This window comes from Selenomonas sputigena, from assembly GCF_026015965.1.
Classification (GTDB): domain Bacteria; phylum Bacillota; class Negativicutes; order Selenomonadales; family Selenomonadaceae; genus Selenomonas.
Map to the genome: position 1 here is coordinate 828,799 of NZ_CP110383.1, position 17,311 is coordinate 846,109.

16 protein-coding genes and 1 riboswitch are annotated in these 17,311 nt (G+C 56.8%); of the genes, 13 read left to right on the forward strand and 3 right to left on the reverse strand.

The window, feature by feature from the left end; translation table 11 throughout:
• Window positions 1–73 precede the first annotated feature (73 nt).
• From speD to OL236_RS04255, 11 genes are all read left to right on the forward strand, one after another.
• Entirely contained in the window at window positions 74–847 is a 774-nt protein-coding gene (gene speD, locus OL236_RS04205; RefSeq protein ID WP_265071451.1) for an adenosylmethionine decarboxylase, read from the forward strand.
• A 41-nt stretch (window positions 848–888) separates the two neighbouring features.
• On the forward strand, window positions 889–2,358 hold the full coding sequence (locus OL236_RS04210; RefSeq protein WP_009646101.1) for an aminotransferase class I/II-fold pyridoxal phosphate-dependent enzyme: 1,470 nt from the start codon (window positions 889–891) through the stop codon (window positions 2,356–2,358).
• Window positions 2,355–3,209 carry a polyamine aminopropyltransferase gene (gene speE / locus OL236_RS04215; protein ID WP_009646027.1) on the forward strand — a complete coding sequence of 285 codons (855 nt, stop codon included), beginning with the start codon at window positions 2,355–2,357 and terminating at the stop codon, window positions 3,207–3,209. Before OL236_RS04210 ends, speE begins: the two co-directional genes overlap by 4 nt.
• Window positions 3,196–4,077 carry an agmatinase gene (speB, locus tag OL236_RS04220; protein WP_265071452.1) on the forward strand — a complete coding sequence of 294 codons (882 nt, stop codon included), beginning with the start codon at window positions 3,196–3,198 and terminating at the stop codon, window positions 4,075–4,077. The genes speE and speB overlap by 14 nt, the downstream gene beginning before the upstream one ends.
• 43 nt (window positions 4,078–4,120) lie before the next feature.
• Complete coding sequence (locus tag OL236_RS04225; protein WP_265071453.1) at window positions 4,121–5,320, forward strand: saccharopine dehydrogenase family protein; 1,200 nt, start codon at window positions 4,121–4,123, stop codon at window positions 5,318–5,320.
• Window positions 5,320–6,483, forward strand: a complete 1,164-nt coding sequence (nspC, locus tag OL236_RS04230) for a carboxynorspermidine decarboxylase (RefSeq protein ID WP_265071786.1) — start codon at window positions 5,320–5,322, stop codon at window positions 6,481–6,483. Before OL236_RS04225 ends, nspC begins: the two co-directional genes overlap by 1 nt.
• Before the next feature lie 139 nt (window positions 6,484–6,622).
• On the forward strand, window positions 6,623–7,969 hold the full coding sequence (locus OL236_RS04235; protein ID WP_037370052.1) for an MFS transporter: 1,347 nt from the start codon (window positions 6,623–6,625) through the stop codon (window positions 7,967–7,969).
• A gap of 3 nt (window positions 7,970–7,972) precedes the next feature.
• A complete protein-coding gene (crcB, locus tag OL236_RS04240; protein WP_265071454.1) occupies window positions 7,973–8,362 on the forward strand; it encodes a fluoride efflux transporter CrcB in 390 nt (129 codons plus the stop codon).
• 112 nt (window positions 8,363–8,474) lie between these two features.
• Window positions 8,475–9,215, forward strand: a complete 741-nt coding sequence (locus tag OL236_RS04245) for an alpha/beta hydrolase-fold protein (protein WP_009646074.1) — start codon at window positions 8,475–8,477, stop codon at window positions 9,213–9,215.
• A 76-nt stretch (window positions 9,216–9,291) separates the two neighbouring features.
• Window positions 9,292–10,245 (forward strand): serine O-acetyltransferase, encoded by a 954-nt coding sequence (locus tag OL236_RS04250; RefSeq protein ID WP_265071455.1) that lies wholly within the window; start codon window positions 9,292–9,294, stop codon window positions 10,243–10,245.
• Window positions 10,246–10,374: 129 nt separating this feature from the next.
• Window positions 10,375–10,553, forward strand: a riboswitch (cobalamin riboswitch).
• 380 nt (window positions 10,554–10,933) lie between these two features.
• Window positions 10,934–11,932 carry a sirohydrochlorin cobaltochelatase gene (locus tag OL236_RS04255; RefSeq protein ID WP_009646039.1) on the forward strand — a complete coding sequence of 333 codons (999 nt, stop codon included), beginning with the start codon at window positions 10,934–10,936 and terminating at the stop codon, window positions 11,930–11,932.
• Between the two features lie 120 nt (window positions 11,933–12,052).
• Here OL236_RS04255 and OL236_RS04260 read toward each other — a convergent pair whose 3' ends face one another.
• The 3 genes from OL236_RS04260 to OL236_RS04270 are packed head-to-tail and all read right to left on the reverse strand — an operon-like array spanning window position 12,053 to window position 12,999.
• Window positions 12,053–12,445, reverse strand: a complete 393-nt coding sequence (locus OL236_RS04260; RefSeq protein ID WP_265071456.1) for a hypothetical protein — start codon at window positions 12,443–12,445, stop codon at window positions 12,053–12,055.
• A gap of 24 nt (window positions 12,446–12,469) precedes the next feature.
• Complete coding sequence (locus tag OL236_RS04265; RefSeq protein WP_009646066.1) at window positions 12,470–12,658, reverse strand: hypothetical protein; 189 nt, start codon at window positions 12,656–12,658, stop codon at window positions 12,470–12,472.
• Complete coding sequence (locus tag OL236_RS04270) at window positions 12,658–12,999, reverse strand: type II toxin-antitoxin system RelE/ParE family toxin (RefSeq protein ID WP_265071457.1); 342 nt, start codon at window positions 12,997–12,999, stop codon at window positions 12,658–12,660. The genes OL236_RS04265 and OL236_RS04270 overlap by 1 nt, the downstream gene beginning before the upstream one ends.
• Window positions 13,000–13,237: 238 nt before the next feature.
• Between OL236_RS04270 and clpB the strand changes: the two genes are divergently transcribed.
• Window positions 13,238–15,811: an ATP-dependent chaperone ClpB gene (gene clpB / locus OL236_RS04275; RefSeq protein ID WP_265071458.1), complete on the forward strand. Its 2,574-nt coding sequence runs from the start codon at window positions 13,238–13,240 to the stop codon at window positions 15,809–15,811.
• A 176-nt stretch (window positions 15,812–15,987) separates the two neighbouring features.
• A complete protein-coding gene (locus tag OL236_RS04280) occupies window positions 15,988–17,304 on the forward strand; it encodes an HD-GYP domain-containing protein (RefSeq protein ID WP_265071459.1) in 1,317 nt (438 codons plus the stop codon).
• Window positions 17,305–17,311 lie beyond the last annotated feature (7 nt).

Genomic DNA, 17,311 nt, shown 5'->3' on the forward strand with positions numbered 1-17,311 from the left:
AACGGCAGGTGACGCAGCGATAGCTCGTTGTCTGCCTTTTCTTGTCAGCCAAGGGAAGGATGGGACGTTCGGGTTGGAAGGAAAGCTGAAGTTATACGGGTTCAATAATCTGACGAAGTCTTTGAGCTTTAATATCTACGATATTTGCTATGCGAAATCGCAGCGCGAGCAGCAGGACTACATCAAATATATTGACTCGCAGTACAACTCAGAGCGATTGACGAAGATCCTCATGCGCGTGACAGAGATGATCGGCGCACATGTCTTGAGCATCTCGAAGCAGGATTACGATCCGCAGGGTGCGAGCGTGACCTTCCTCATTTCGGAAGAGGATGCAGCAGGGCACAAGAAGCCGCTGATGAATGACGAGATCGTCGCGCACCTCGACAAGAGTCATGTGACCGTGCATACATACCCCGAGTTCCATCCCGAGACGAGCATCGCGACGTTTCGCGTCGACATCGACGTGGCGACGTGCGGCGAGATCACGCCTTTGAAGACGCTCGACTACCTCATTGGCAAGTTCGATTCGGATATTATCACGATGGATTACCGCGTGCGCGGCTTCACGCGAGATGTGACGGGAAAGAAGCTCTTCATGGACGATAAGATGTCGTCGATTCAAGAGTATATCAAGTCGGAGACTTTGGCGACGTACGACGCCATGGACATCAATGTCTATCAGGCGAATATTTTCCATACGCGCATGCTCATCAAGGAAATCGAGCTGCAGAATTACCTCTTCAATACGGATATTTACGAGATACCGCCGAAGACGCGGCTCGCGATCAGCAACAGCCTGCGGCGCGAGATGATTGAAATCTACAGCGGCAGCAATGTATTCTGAGCGAGGCTTCGCGCTTTGCTCTTTGGGAGGAAAAAGAAGGATTGGAAGCATTCGACTACTATACGCAGGACAGGGCGCCTGTTCTTGAAGCTCTGGAGCGCTTCAAGAGCAGGCGCGTCGTGCCTTTTGACGTGCCGGGGCACAAGCGCGGACGCGGCAACGCGGAGCTTGTGGACTTTCTTGGCGAGAAGTGCCTTTCCGTCGACGTCAATTCGATGAAGATGCTCGACAACCTTTGCCATCCCGTATCGGTGATTCGCGAGGCGGAGGAGTTGGCGGCGCGGGCGTTCGGTGCGGCACACGCATTCTTCATGGTCGGCGGCACGACGAGTTCGGTGCAGACGATGATTCTGACGGCGGCGAAGCGCGGCGAGAAGATCATCCTGCCGCGCAATGTGCATCGAAGCGTCATCAACGCGATGATCCTCTCGGGCGCCGTTCCTGTCTATGTGAATCCACAGATGGATCGGCGGCTCGGCATCGCGCTCGGCATGAGGCTCGCCGATGTCGAGCGTGCAATCGAGGAGAATCCGGACGCGAAGGCGATCTTCGTCAACAATCCGACGTATTACGGGATATGCTCGAACATCCGCGCCATCGCCGATCTCGCTCATGCGCACGGCATGCTGCTCCTCGCCGATGAGGCGCACGGCACACACTTTTACTTCCACGATCATTTGCCCGTTTCCGCCATGGCGGCGGGCGCGGACATGGCGTCGGCGAGCATGCACAAGTCGGGCGGCTCTCTGACGCAAAGCTCGCTCCTCTTGATTGGCGAGCGCGTGCACGAGGGCTATGTGCATCAGATCATCAATCTCACGCAGACGACGAGCGCGTCGTACCTCCTCATGGTAAGCCTCGACATCTCGCGGCGCAACCTTGCGATTCGCGGGCGCGAGACGATTGACAAGGTCATACGTCACGTCGAGTATGCGCGTTCTGAGATCAACGCCATCGGCGATTACTATGCCTATGCGAAGGAACTTGCCGACGGCGACGCCGTATTCGATTTCGATGTCACGAAACTTTCGATCTTCACGCGCTCTTTGGGGCTTGCGGGCATCGAAGTCTACGATCTCTTGCGCGACGAGTACGACATTCAGACGGAGTTCGGCGACATGGCGAACCTCCTCGCTTACGTCTCAATCGGCGACCGTCCCAAGGACATTGAGCGTCTCGTATCCGCGCTTGCCGAAATTCGCCGCAACTATAAGAAGCCGCCGAAAAATATGCTGGAGGTCGAGTACATCAGCCCGAAGGTCGTCTGCGGCCCGCAGGAAGCGTTCTACGCTGAGAAGGAGGCGCTTCCCATCGCCGAGACGGCAGGGCGCGTTGCGGGCGAATTCGTCATGTGCTATCCGCCGGGCATTCCGATCCTCGCACCGGGCGAGCTTGTGACGGCGGACATCCTCGATTATATCCGCTACGCGAAGAAGAAGGGCTGCTCGCTGACGGGGCCTGAGGATATGGAGATCCGGCGGCTCAACGTGATGAAGGAGACTGAGGCATGAATCTTTGGTTTACGGAGAAGCACACGAAGAATGCGGGCTTTTCCATCAAGGTCGATCGGCAAATCTACTCGGGCAGGAGCGAGTTCCAACGTATCGACATTTTTGAATCGCCGGAGTTTGGGCGGTTTCTGACGATCGACGGCTATATGATGCTGACGGAGAAGGATGAGTTCATCTACCATGAGATGATCGTGCATGTGCCGATGTGCGTCAATCCCGAGGCGAAGCGCATCCTCGTCATCGGCGGCGGCGACGGCGGCACGGTGCGCGAGCTTCTGCGCTACAAAAGCGTCGAGCGCATCGACCTCGTGGAGATCGACGAGATGGTCGTCGAGGCATGCCGCGAGCACTTGCCGCAGACGGCGGCGTGCCTTGCAGATCCGCGCATTCGCTTCTTTTTCGAGGACGGACTGCGTTTCATCCGTCAGCCCGAGGACGAATACGATTTGATCCTCGTGGATTCGACCGATCCTTTCGGGCCGGGCGAGGGGCTTTTTACGAAGGAGTTCTACGGTAACTGCTTCAAAGCTCTGCACGAGGACGGCATCATGGTCAATCAGCACGAAAGCCCCTTTTACAAGGACGACGCCTATGCCATGCAGCGTGCGCACAAGCGCATCGTCGAGTCGTTCCCCATCAGCCGCGTCTATCAGGCGCATATCCCGACGTATCCGTCGGGGCACTGGCTCTTCGGCTTCGCGTCGAAGAAGCGTGCGCCCATCGAGGGCGTTGATTGGCAGCGTTGGAAGCGGCTCGGCATCAAGACGCGCTACTACAATACGAAGCTGCATATCGGCGCCTTCGCCCTGCCAACCTATGTGGAGGAGATGCTGCGCGATGTTGAAAGATAATGTAGAAACTTTTCTTGGCTGCGAGACTTCATACGAAGAGTCGCGCATCGTGCTCTTCGGCGCACCTTTCGATTCGACGACGTCGTTTCGCCCGGGCACGCGCTTTGCGAGCCGCACGATGCGTGCCGAGTCGTATGGATTGGAGACGTACAGCCCATATCTCGACCTTGATATGGAGGAGGCGCACGTCTTTGACGGCGGCGACTTGGAGCTTTGCTTTGGCGATACGGCTCGCGCTTTAGGGCAGATCGAGGACTTTGCGCGGGACTTGCTCGCCGATGGCAAGAAGCCCTTCATGATCGGCGGCGAGCATCTCGTGACGCTTCCCGTCGTGCGTGCGCTCGCTGAGCGCTACAAAGATCTCCATATCGTGCATTTCGATGCGCATACGGATCTGCGCGATGATTACTTGGGTGCGAAGCTCTCGCACGCGACGGTCATGCGCCGCGCCTGGGACATCCTAGGTGATGGGCGCATTTATCAGTTCGGCATACGGAGCGGCGAGCGCGCGGAGTTCCTCTGGGCGAAGGAGCACACGCATTTGCAGCGCTTCGATTTCACGGGGCTTGAATGGAGTCTCTCTGAACTCATGGGAAAGCCCGTGTACTTGACGCTCGATCTCGATGTGCTCGATCCGAGTGTTTTTCCCGGCACGGGCACGCCCGAGCCGGGCGGCGTGAGCTTCCTCGATCTTCTTCGTGCGCTCCGAAAGACGCTGCGGCTCGACCGCATCGTCGGTTGCGACATGGTCGAACTGTCACCGCACTACGATGCGAGCGGCGCATCGACGGCGGTGGCCTTGAAGCTCCTCCGAGAGATGCTTCTCGCTTGGGAAGAGCCGGCAATTCGCGGAGCAGAGATGGTTTGATGCGGGCGGCGAACGCCCTTGAGTTGACGACAGGAGGAAAATCATGGGAAAGGCTTTGATCATCGGCGCGGGCGGCGTCGCAAGCGTCGCCGTGCACAAGTGCTGCCAGAACAGCGACGCCTTTGAGGAAATCTGCATTGCGAGCCGCACGAAGGCGAAGTGCGACGCATTGAAGGAAAAGCTCGCGGGCGGCAAGACGAAAATCACGACGGCGCAGGTGGATGCGGACAAGACGGACGAGCTCATCGCCCTAATTGAGCGGGAGAAGCCCGATGTCGTCTTGAATCTTGCATTGCCGTACCAGGATCTGACAATCATGGACGCGTGCCTTGCGACGAAGACGCATTACGTCGATACGGCGAACTACGAGCCAGAGGACACGGCGAAGTTTGAATACAAATGGCAGTGGGAGTACAATGATCGCTTCAAGGAAGCCGGCATCACAGCGCTGCTCGGCTCGGGCTTCGACCCGGGCGTCACGGGCGTCTTTTCCGCTTACGCCTTGAAGCATCATTTCGACGAGATCAACTACATCGACATTCTTGACTGCAACGCGGGCGATCACGGCTATCCGTTTGCAACGAACTTCAACCCTGAGATCAACATCCGCGAGGTTTCGGCGAAGGGAAGCTATTGGGAAAACGGCAAGTGGGTCGAGACGGAGCCGATGGAGATCAAGCGCGTCTACAACTTCCCCGAGGTCGGCGAGAAGGACATGTACCTCTTGCATCACGAGGAGCTGGAGTCGCTCGCGATCCACATCCCCGGCATCCGCCGCATCCGCTTCTTCATGACGTTCGGCGAGAGTTACCTGCGCCACCTCAAGTGCCTGGAAAACGTCGGCATGACTTCGATCGAGCCGATAGAGTTCGAGGGCAAGAAGATCATTCCGCTGCAGTTCCTCAAGGCGGTTCTGCCCGATCCCGCGAGCCTTGGTCCGAGGACGAAGGGAAAGACGAACATCGGCTGCATCTTCCGCGGCAAGAAGGACGGCAAGGAAAAGACGTACTATCTCTACAACGTCTGCGATCACGAAGCGTGCTACAAGGAAGTCGGCTCGCAGGCCGTTTCCTACACGACGGGCGTGCCCGCGATGATCGGCGCGATGCTCGTGATGAACGGCACATGGAAGGGCGCGGGCGTCTATAACATCGAGCAGTTCGATCCCGATCCGTTCATGGATGCGCTGAATCGCTGGGGCTTGCCGTGGCAGGAGAGCTTCACGCCGGAGCTTGTCGATTGATGGGCGAGGCTTTCGGGAAATTCGAGAAATACGCAGAAATTTTCCATGCCGTGCCGACGCCCGCCTACGTCGTCATGGAGGAGCTTCTGCGCAGGAATCTCACCGTGCTGCGCGACTTGCAGCAGGAGACGGGCGCACATGTGCTTCTGGCACAGAAGGCGTTTTCGATGTTTCACTTCTATCCGCTCATTGCCGAATACCTCGCAGGTTCGGCGGCGAGCGGCCTCTTTGAGGCACGTCTCGCATATGAGGAGATGAAGGGCAAGGAGAACCATGTCTTTTCGCCGGCGTTCAAGGAGGCGGACATGGCGGAGATCGTCAAGATTGCCGATCACATCGTATTCAACTCCTTCGCCCAGTGGGAAAAGTACGGCGAGTTTGCCTTGAAGCACGGCTGCGCGTGCGGCTTGCGCATCAATCCCGAGCATTCGACGCAGGAGCACGCGATCTATGACCCATGCTCGGCTGGCTCGCGTCTCGGCGTCAAGCTCGGTGATTTTCGCCCCGACAAGATGGAAGGGCTGACGGGGCTGCACTTTCATACGCTTTGCGAGCAAGGGGCGGAGCCGCTGGCGGAGACGCTCGAAGCCGTTGAGGAGAAGTTCGGCGCATGGCTGCCGCAGCTGGAGTGGATCAACTTTGGCGGCGGACACCATATCACGCGCGAGGGCTACGACATCGACCTGCTGAAACGGTGCATTATGCGTATGCAAACGAAATACGGACTCAAGGTCTATATCGAGCCGGGCGAGGCGATCGCGCTCGATGCGGGATTCCTCGTCGCCGAGGTACTGGAAATCGTTGAAAACGATACGCCTGTCGCCATTCTCGACACGTCGGCGGCATGTCACATGCCCGATGTCATCGAGATGCCGTACCGCCCGCCCGTTCTCGGTGCGGGCGAGGCAGGGGGGAAGCCCTTCACCTATACCTTTGCGGGGCCGACGTGCCTTGCGGGCGATACGATCGGCACATACTCGTTCGATGCGCCGCTTGCTGCCTCCCGCCGCATCGTCTTCGGCGACATGGCGATCTATACGATGGTGAAGAACAACACGTTTAACGGTATGCCGCTGCCCGCGATCATCGCCGTCGATGAAACGGGCGCATGGCAGGTCGTGCGCCGCTTCGGCTACGAGGATTTCAAGATGCGCCTGTCTTAGAAGAAGCGCCGTCGTTCGCGATGGCGCTTCTTCGCGTTCTGTAGGGAAGGCTTGACCTGCGGCGCATAGGTGGTACAATAAAAGGCGACGTCCTTTGTTCGGGGCGGAGAAGATATAATTTTATTTTCAAAGGAAGTGGATGTTTATGCTGCGTCGTTTGGAAGAATTGCCCATTGGCTCTTTTCACTACAAGATGCTCCTTGTCACAGGTCTGGGATGGCTCTTTGATGCGATGGATACGGGGCTGATCGCCTTCGTTCTGCCGCTCTTGGTCAAGGATTGGGGGCTGAGTCCCGCGCAGGCGGGCTGGATCGGCTCCGTGGGACTTATCGGCATGGCGCTCGGTGCGGTCGTGGCAGGATCTCTGGCTGATCGTTGGGGGCGAAAGAAGGTCTTCACTGCGACGGTTCTGCTCTACAGTGTATCGACGGGGCTTTGCGCCCTGGCTTGGAGCTATGAATCGCTGCTCGTCTTCCGTTTCCTCGTCGGCTTTGGCCTCGGCGGCGAACTGCCCGTCGCCGTCACGCTCATGACCGAGTATGCGCCGACGCGGTTGCGCGGACGTTTCATCGTCCTTCTTGAGAGCTTCTGGGGCGTCGGCTGGCTCGTCGCCGCCTGCATCTCGTATCTCTTCATTCCGACGTTCGGCTGGAAGCTCGCGTTCCTCCTCGGCGCTCTGCCTGCACTCTATGTGTTCCTCATCCGCCTGCACCTGCCGGAATCCGTTCGCTACCTGCTCGCGAAGGGGCGCGTCGAGGAGGCGAAGGAAATCGTCTGCCATCTGGAGGAAAAGCTCGGCCTTGCAAACCGTCCGTTTACGGCAGATGAACTATTGCCGAGAGAGAGCGGCAGAGAGACGGGATTTGCCGCTCTGTGGCAAAAGGGCTTCCGTCTGCGCACGGCGATGCTCTGGCTGACGTGGTTCGGCATCGTCTTCAGCTACTACGGCATCTTCATGTGGCTGCCGTCGCTCGTCTATGCGCAGGGCTTCGCCGTCGTCAAGACCTTCGAGTATGTGCTGATGATGACGCTCGCGCAGCTGCCCGGCTATCTTGCTGCCGCGTGGCTCGTGGAAGTCATCGGACGCAAGTATACATTGTCCGCATTTCTGCTCTTGTCGGGCGTTTGCAGCTACTTCTTCGGCGCTGCCGAATCGTCGTCGGCGCTTCTCGCCTGGGGCGCGGGTATGAGCTTCTTCAACCTCGGTGCATGGGGCGTCATCTACACCTACACGCCCGAGCAGTACCCGACGGCGATGCGCGCGCTCGGCAGCGGCTGGGCGGCGGGCTTTGGACGCATCGGCGGCATGATCGCGCCGATGCTCGTCGGCGTGCTGCTCGCCGGCTCCGTCGGCATTGGGACGATCTTCGCTCTGTTCGCGTCCGTATTCGTGCTGATCTCGATCGTCGTCATCGCCTGCGGCAAGGAAAGTAAGCAGAAGACGCTCGAAGATCTCTCCGATGTCCGCGAGGCGCACGGAGCGTAAGCGATGGGAGCACAGTATATCTTTGTCTTTCTTGGCGGCGGCCTCGGCGCTGTCTGCCGCTATTTGGCGACCTCGTTTTTCGCCGTGCGCTTCGGGGCGGCATTTCCTTACGGCACGCTCTTTGTCAACGTGTTGGGCAGTTTCCTTATGGGGCTTCTTATCGGCGTTTTGCCGTTTTTGCCGCGCGGCGCGCTTTTGCCTGAGAACCTGCGCTTTCTGCTCGCCGTCGGTTTCCTCGGCGGCTTCACGACGTTCTCGTCCTTCAGCATGGAGACGTTGACCTTGCTGCAGGGCGCGAATGCGCTTTCAGTGCTCTGGAATGTACTGGCGAACGTCGCCTTCGGTGTGGCGGCGGCATGGGCGGGACTCTTGCTCGTGCGCGCTGCACTGTAGGCGAGGAAAATAGAAACGGCTGCTGCAAATTTTTGCGGCAGCCGTTTCTTCTTGTCACGACAGACGTTGTATAGTATAGTTATGATTAGGGAACAATGGGGAGGGGATGTATATGGAAACGAGAGTGGATCGCTGGTACAGCGAGCGGCTGCAGAAAGAAATGACTGTCCGAACGTATGGGGCAGACGGCACGCCCGTGCTCGCCTTCCCGCCGCGAGAGATGCTTTCCGATGCCTATGAAGCGGCGGGCGTGACAGAAACGCTCGCACGCTGGCTCGACGGGCGCATGATCCGGCTCGTGACGGTCGATACGATTGACTCCGAGAGCTGGTTCAGTGCGGATGATCGTGAGTGGCGTGCCAATCGGCAGGAGGCTTACTATGAATATGTTGCCGAAGAAGTCGTGCCCTTTGTGCGCTCGCTGAGTGATTGGACGCGTCTTCCCGTCTCCGTCGGTTGCGGCTTCGGCGGCGCTCACGCGGCGATCCTCTTCCTGCGTCGCCCCGATCTCTTTACGGGACTCATCTCGCTTGCCGGTTCCTACGATGCCAAGACATTTTTCGGTGGTTGGCTCAATGCACAGCTCTACGACAATTCACCGCTCGACTTCCTGCCCAATATGGCGAACGAACATCCCTATATCGAGCTTTACAACGAGAGGAAGATGGTCTTCTGCACGGGGCAGGGCGAGGGGCTTGACGAGCCGCGTCGCACGACGGATCTCCTGCGCTCCGTGCTGCACGAGAGGGGCATAAATGCATGGGTTGACTTCTGGGGGGCGGACGTCGACTATGGCTGGGAATGGTGGAAAAAGCAGCTCATGTACTTCCTGCCCTACGTGCTCGGCAGGTGAAGGAAGACTTTGTTCGTAGGGAAGAGAGAAACAGCGGCAATGCGCCGCATTTTCTGAAAGAAAGAGAAGTGAAGAAATGGCGGACATCATAGCGGAAAATTTGCACGGCGTCATCGGCGACATCCTCGCCGACTACAAGACGGATCGCATCATCGACAAGATGGATGTGTTCTGTCGTCCCGACAAGAAGTCGGTCATCGACATTCTCGACAAGCTCGTGCGCATCGTCTTTCCCGGCTACTTCAAGGACGAGCACTACCGTGTCTACAGCGTCGAGAATAATATGACGATGGTCATGGAAGATGTGGCTTATCTGCTGAATAAGCAGATTGCTATCGCCTTGCCGTGCAAATGTGCGTCTATGCAGTCGGAAGAGGTCATTGCTGATCGTGCGCAGGAGATCACGCTCGCCTTCTTTCGTGCCATACCGAAGATTCGCTCCTACATCGAACTGGACGTTCATGCGACGTTCGAGGGCGATCCCGCAGCGTCGAGCGAGGCCGAGATCATCTACTCCTATCCGGGTCTTTACGCGATCTGCGTGCATCGCCTCGCGCATGAGCTTCATGTGCTCGGCGTGCCCGTGATCCCGCGCATCATGTCGGAGCACGCGCACAGCCGCACGGGCGTCGACATCCATCCAGGCGCGACGATCGGCAGGAGCTTCTTCATCGATCATGCGACGGGCGTCGTCATCGGCGAGACGACAGAGATCGGCGAGCATGTGAAGATATATCAGGGCGTGACCTTGGGGGCGCTCTCGACAAAGGGCGGCCGCTCCCTGAAGGACAAGAAGCGCCACCCGACGATCGAGGATCATGTGACGATCTATTCGGGCGCCTCGATCCTCGGCGGCAAGACCGTCATCGGCAGGGGGGCAATCATCGGCGGCAACGCCTTCATCACGAAGTCCGTCGCGCCGGGCACGCAGATCAGCGTGAAGAATCAGGAACTGCGCTACGACAAGTCACGCGACGAATTGGAACAGGTCGATTTCGAGGGAGAAGCTCCGTGGTTTTATGTGATATGAGCGGCGAGAGGGCGGCATGTGCTGCGACCCTCTCGCATGAAGGCTTTATGGATATTTTTCATAAAAGGTGTTGACAAGGGACGCGCGTAGTGCTACCATAATACATGAAGTTCATGAGAACATAAAAACTTCATATCGATTGGGTTAGGTGTCGCAAGACTTAATAGGGAATCCGGTCAATGCCGGAGCGGTCCCGCCACTGTAACAGCGAGCGAATCTGCATGATGTCACTGGGGAGTTTTCCTTGGGAAGGCGCAGAGGAGCGATGACCTGGAGCCAGGAGAACTGCCTAGCTGACAATCACCGTTTGACCTGCGAGTGATGGGGAAGGGGATTATTGCGCAACGCAATGAATCCCGGCTGAAGGCCGGGTTTTCTTTTGTAGTGCCTCCCCTCCGAAACCCCTTCCCCTTCGCGGGCAAAGGGGATCAATTTCGGCGGAGAGTTTTCCCTGCGGCTTGGGCTACAGGGGAAAGCATTGCTCATATATTATTTCCGATCCAGTTCTCTTTTGCTGCTCTGCAGCAGCTCCGTGTGTGGAGACACGGAGCTTCCTTTTTCAAAGACTGGCTTTACGTCTCTATGCCTTGACATCGAGCGCGAGGTCTGCCATAATTCTTCTAGGGAACATCCTTCGGGGGTCGTTTCCTGAAGCCTTATTTTTCAAGATTCAAAGGAGAGATATTGAATGAAGAAGAATTTCAAGAAAATGCTAGCCATGTCGCTCGCGTGCGGCGCTGTTTTCGCTTTGAGCGCACCCTCCGCCGACGCTTCCTACATGCTGAATCCCGAAGTCAAGGATGCGACGCCGGCTCTCCTTGAGGCGTCGGAAATCGGCGTCTTGAAGTATGAAAACCCCAAGATGCAGAATCTCCCGAACAAGGACGCCATCCTCGTCATGAGCTTTGGCACGACCTTCAAGGATTCGCGCGAAAAGACGATCGAGGCGACGGTCAAGGCGATTCAGGCGGCTCATCCGAACGTGAAGGTTGAGCTGGCATTTACTTCGCATATCATCGTAGACCGCATCAAGGCGAAGGAAGGTCTCGATATTCCAACACCGGAGGCGGCGCTGCAGCAGCTCAAGAAGGACGGCTATACGCGCATTGCGCTGTGCTCGCTCGATGTCATTCCGGGCATGGAATATGCCTATGACAAGGCGATCTTCAATGAGTACAAGGGCAACTTCAAGAAGATGACGCTCGGCACGTCGCTCATCTACTGGCAGGGGCAGGAAAAGCAGCGCGATGACGTCGAATCTGCTCTGAAGGCGCTTTCGACGCAGTTCCCCGAGGTTGCTGACGATGAAGCCGTCCTCGTCATGGCGCATGGCACGCCGCATCCGGCAAACGCTTATTATGCCGTAATTCAGGATGGCATCAACAAGATGCAGCTCAAGAATACGTTCATCTATACGGTCGAGGGCTGGCCGAGCCTTGAGGACATTATCCCCGAGCTTAAGGCGAAGGGCATCAAGTCCGTCACGCTCATGCCGATGATGATGGTCGCCGGCGATCATGCGAACAACGACATGGCGGGCGATGACCCGGATTCGCACAAGTCCGTTCTCATGAAGGCTGGCTTCAAGGTCAACACCTACATTCATGGTCTTGGTGAGAACAAGGCGATTCGCAGTCTCTTTGTCGAGCGTGCGAATGAGTCGTGGGATATGCTCGAAGCCAAGTAAGAAGCCTAACACATCTCCTTTCAATAAAAGAACGCCGCTCGGCTTGCCGAGCGGCGTTCTTGCGTCAATTGTGGAAACGGGAAATTATCGGTCTTGCGCGGCCGAGATTTGCGGTTTCCCTTAAATGTGGAAGAAATTCATCATCCGCATCGCGAGCTTCTTTGGTTCGGCGTCCTTGTTGCGCAGCAGGTAGGCGAGGGAGCCGGCAAAGAAGAAGGCAGAGATGGGGACAAAGCGCCGTCCCTTTCTGAAGTTCGCCCAGACGAGGAGCTTCTGGAAAAGCGTCTCAATGTCCGTGCGTGTACCGTTGTATCTTTTCATGATGCGCCGCAGCCGCCAGTCCGATGTGCAGTAGGCATAGATCGTGTCGATGAGCGCAGGATCGTTAGGCCGGTCGATGTACTCGTTGATGAGCGAGTTGACGAGCGTCGAACGCTTGAGCGAGCGGCGCATCTGCAGAATGAAGAGGGCGGTGAGGAGGCCGAGGGCTATGAGGAGAAGTGTGTTCAGCATATGGATTCCTCGCGTGTGTTCGGACTATACGGGAATGACAGTTCGGCTCTTGCGCGGTGGGTGCGGAGCGTTCGAAGCCGTGGGCTTTTCGGTATGGGCGAGTGCGTCCTGTCGTGCAAGCTGCTCCTGATACCAGCCTTCGAGTGCATCGTATTCACGTTTGAAGGCTGGGTCTTTGAGCTGTTCTTCAAGAAATTCTTCCCAAGTTGTCATTAGGGATTCCTCCTTTTATAGTCATCACGATATCGTTTTGCTCGTTCAAGTTCATGCAATGGCGTTTTCTGTGTTTTTTTAGCAAAGCCATTTGTTAGAACGGCGGTGTTTCCGATAAAAAAGAAGTAGAGGATGCGTGTCGTATTATTGCCTAGAATCGTTCGCAGCTCAAAGATTCCATCGCCCAGACTTTTTGATGCCGGGGCACGGAGATTATGACCTTTTGCTCGCAGTTGGTCTACGGTACGGGCGACTTTCGCTCGCATGTTTGGTTCTAAAGAGAGTAGAAATTCTTTTGCAGGCTCAGAGCCGTCCTCTTTCTGATAGAAAGTGATGTTCATCAAGAATCTCCTATAGTTGTATGCTGTGAAGAGCAAAATTCCTGTCTTTACTATATCATAAACCGTACCCGACATAAAGTCTGACCGACTTTATATTCTCTCGAAAATAATTGATCAAAAGGTCAAAAATTATTTGACTTTTTGACTTTTAGCGTTATAATAAGAAATAACGAGGCGAGGTGAAAGACGCCTTGTACTTTCTTAGGAAATCATCATTGATATATAGGAGGAAGAAATTATGGGTGAAGAAAGATATACGGAGAAAGCTTTAGCGGCGATGCAGACGGCGCAGCAGGCGGCGGCCATGCGCTATCAGCAGGAAATCACGTCGGCGCATCTGCTCTATGCGCTCGTGCAGGAGCCGGAGGGACTGCTTGCAACGATCTTCGAGGACTGCGACACGGATCAGGCGATGCTGCGCGCGCGGCTGGAACAGGAGCTTAGCAAACTGCCAAGCGTCAAGGGGCAGGATCGTCTGACGATGGGCATGGACATGGTGCGCGTCATTGGCAGAGCGCAGGAATATGCAAAGAGCATGAAGGACGACTACATCAGTACGGAACATCTGCTGCTCGGCGTTGCCGCTGACGGCAGCAATGAGGTGCAGGAGATCTGCCGCCAGTTCGGGCTTACGAAGAGCAGCGTCATGAATGCCGTCAAGAAGAACCGCAAGCAGAACGTCACGAGCGGCAATCCTGAGGAGGGCTACAAGTCGCTCGAAAAGTACGGGCGCGATCTCACGGATGCGGCGAAGAAGGGCAAGATCGATCCCGTGATCGGCCGCGATGAGGAGATTCGCCGTACGATTGAGATCCTGACGCGCCGCACGAAGAACAATCCTGTGCTCATTGGCGAGCCGGGCGTCGGCAAGACGGCGATTGTTGAGGGGCTTGCGCGTCGCATCGTGGCGGGTGACGTGCCTGAATCGCTGAAGAACAAGACACTCTACTCGCTCGACATGGGTTCTCTCGTTGCGGGCGCAAAGTTCCGTGGCGAATTCGAGGAACGCTTGAAGGCCGTCTTGAACGAGATCGCGAAGTCGGACGGTCAGATCCTGCTCTTCATCGACGAGGTGCATACGGTCGTCGGCGCGGGCGCAGCCGAGGGTGCGATGGACGCGGGCAATTTGTTGAAGCCGATGCTCGCGCGCGGCGAACTGCGCTGCATCGGCGCGACGACCTTGAGCGAGTACCGCAAGTACATCGAGAAGGATGCGGCTCTTGAGCGCCGCTTCCAGCCGGTCATGGTCAGTGAGCCGACGGTCGAGGACACGATTTCGATCCTGCGCGGCATCAAGGAGCGCTACGAGGTGCATCACGGTGTGCGCATCCGCGACAATGCGCTCCTGGCGGCGGCGACGCTTTCTGACCGTTACATTTCGGACAGGTTCCTGCCCGACAAGGCGATCGACCTTGTGGATGAGGCAGCGGCAAAGCTGCGTACGGAAATCGAGTCGATGCCGCAGCCGCTGGATGAGGCGCGGCGCAAGATCATGCAGCTTGAGATTGCCGAGCAGGCGCTGAAGAAGGAGACGGACGACGCCTCGAAGGAAAAGCTCGCGCATGTAACCGAGGAGAAGGAGGAACTGCAGAAGAAGGAAAAGGAACTCAAGGACAAGTGGGAGGCGGAGAAGCAGGCGATCCTGCGCGTGCGTGCCGTCAAGAAGGAGATCGATCAGGTCAAAAACGAGATGGAACTTGCCGAGCGCGACTACGACTTGAGCCGCCTGTCCGAGCTTCGCTACGGCAAGTTGCCGACCTTGGAGAAGCAGCTTAAGGAAGAGGAGGATGCCTTGGCGAAGAAGGCGGAGGACGATCATCTGCTCAAGGAGGAGGTCAGCGAGGAGGACATCGCCGAAGTCGTGAGTCGCTGGACGGGCATCCCCGTCTCGAAGATGCTCACGGGCGAGCGCGAAAAACTCTTGCGCCTCGAAGATGTATTGCATGAGCGCGTCGTCGGACAGGACGAGGCTGTGCGCGTCGTCAGCGAGGCAATCTTGCGGGCGCGTGCGGGCATCAAAGATCCGAACCGCCCGATCGGCTCGTTCATTTTCCTCGGCCCGACGGGTGTCGGCAAGACGGAACTGGCGAAGACTTTGGCGGAGGCGCTTTTCGACGATGAGCGCAGCATGATCCGCATCGACATGTCGGAGTACATGGAGAAGCATTCCGTGGCGAGGCTCATCGGAGCGCCTCCGGGCTACGTCGGCTACGAGGAGGGCGGACAGCTCACAGAAGCCGTGCGCCGTCGTCCCTACAGCGTCATCTTGCTCGACGAGATCGAGAAGGCGCATCGCGACGTGTTCAACGTGCTCCTTCAGATTCTGGACGATGGCCGCCTGACGGATGGCAAGGGGCGCGTCGTGAACTTCAAGAACACCGTCATCATCATGACGAGCAACCTTGGATCGCACGAGATTCTTAACAAGGACTTCGAGGAAGCGCAGACGGCAGTCAAGGAGCTTTTGAAAGAGTACTTCCGTCCTGAGTTTTTGAACCGTGTCGATGATATCGTCGTGTTCAAGGGTCTCGCGCGTGAGCAGGTCAAGGCGATCGCCAAGCTCCTGCTGGAGAGCCTTTCTAAGCGTCTCCAGCACCAGGTGGGCATCACGCTCTCGTGGACGGAGGACGCCTTGGAGTTGCTGGCGAATCAGGGATTCGAGCCGAACTTCGGCGCGCGTCCGCTGCGCCGCTTGATTTCGCACAAGGTGGAAACGGCACTGTCGAAGGAGATCATCAAGGGCGAAGCGAAGGAAGGAGATGTCGTCGAGATCGGCGCAGAAGGCGGCGAGTTCACGTTCAAGACGCTTTGAGGAAAAAAGCAAAAAAGATGGGAGGCGGATGCCTCCCATCTTTTTGCTTTTTATGAAGGAAAACGGATCTTAGATAAGAAAAAAATAAAATTTGAAAAAAGTATGGCGGTTAGTCCTATGTGATGTTATAATAGGATAAACAAACTAGTGAGGTGCGAAGAAGGGATGAATTTATCGTGAAGCTGAAAAAGTATCCGGTAAGTCAGTTGCAGGAAGGAATGGTTATTGGCAGAGGTATTTCTGAAGAGGATATGACGGTCATTTTGTCGGAAGGGACGGTTCTTGATCGTCAGATGATTTCTTTGCTGGAAAGCCGCGACGTATACTTCGTTCATGTACGTGACGATATCGCGCCTGTGCCCCTTGGGCATCAGGTTGACAATGTGAAAACCGCTCTGGCGGATGTGGCGGCGGCCTTGGGCGGCTCGCAGGCAAAGTCCGAGAGAGTTCCCTTGCCCACGCTGAACGTCATGCCTGAAGCGTCTTCTCCTGACAAGGACGCCGCCTTGGCGGAATTCATGCGAGAGGTGGCGGACACCGTTGCCGTGAAACCTGTGATTCGTCGGAGGGCTGCCCGTTCTGTCGTGCAGACGGGGATTGCCCCCCAAAAGGACGCCTCTCTTGAGGCCGCTTATGTGAGCCAGTACAAGGATCTTTGGCTCAATCTCTCGATGCTTTACGAAACGACGCGCACGAGCGGGCACATCGACAAGGCGGCGGTGGAGATCCTCGCGCAGCAGGTTCTGCCGCTTTGCTCAAGCGCCAAGGCGATGACGCACATTTACAATGTGAGGATGAAGGGCGACTACGCGCTTCATCACAGCGTGCGCGTCGCCATTCTCGCAGGCCTCATGGGGCAATGGCTAAAGATGTTGCAGCGCGATCGGCTGCGTCTCGTCATGGCGGCTCTCCTTCTTGATATTGGCTCCACACGCATAGCACCGGGGTTTCTTAAAAAGGTGGGCAGCTATACGAAGGAGGATCGCATGCTCATGCAGAAGCACACGCGCCTCGGTCATGCGCTCGTCATGAACTCGGCATTCGCTTCAGATGCGCAGATTGCGGGAGCGGTGCTGCAGCATCATGAGCGAAATGACGGCTCGGGCTATCCGGATGCCGTAAAGAAGGAGCAGATCTGTGACTTTGCACGCATCCTTGCCGTTCTCGACAGTTACGATGCGATGACTTCGAGACGCTCCTACGCCAAGAGGCGTTCGCCCTTCGACGTCTTTTCGGCGTTGTCCGATGAATTTGTCGCAAACCATCTCGATGCGGCTTATGGCCTGCCGTTCATCCGCCACGTCTGCAATTCATTGAACGGCAACTGGGTCAAACTCACGAACGGCGAGACGGGAAAGATCGTCTACATCGATGAATCGCGGCTCGATGCATTGCCAATCGTGCAGACGATGGACGGCGCCTTTGTCGACCTCAATATGCTGAGCAGCATACGCATCGAGTCCATGCTCGCGAGCGAAGAGATGACACATTGATAAATTT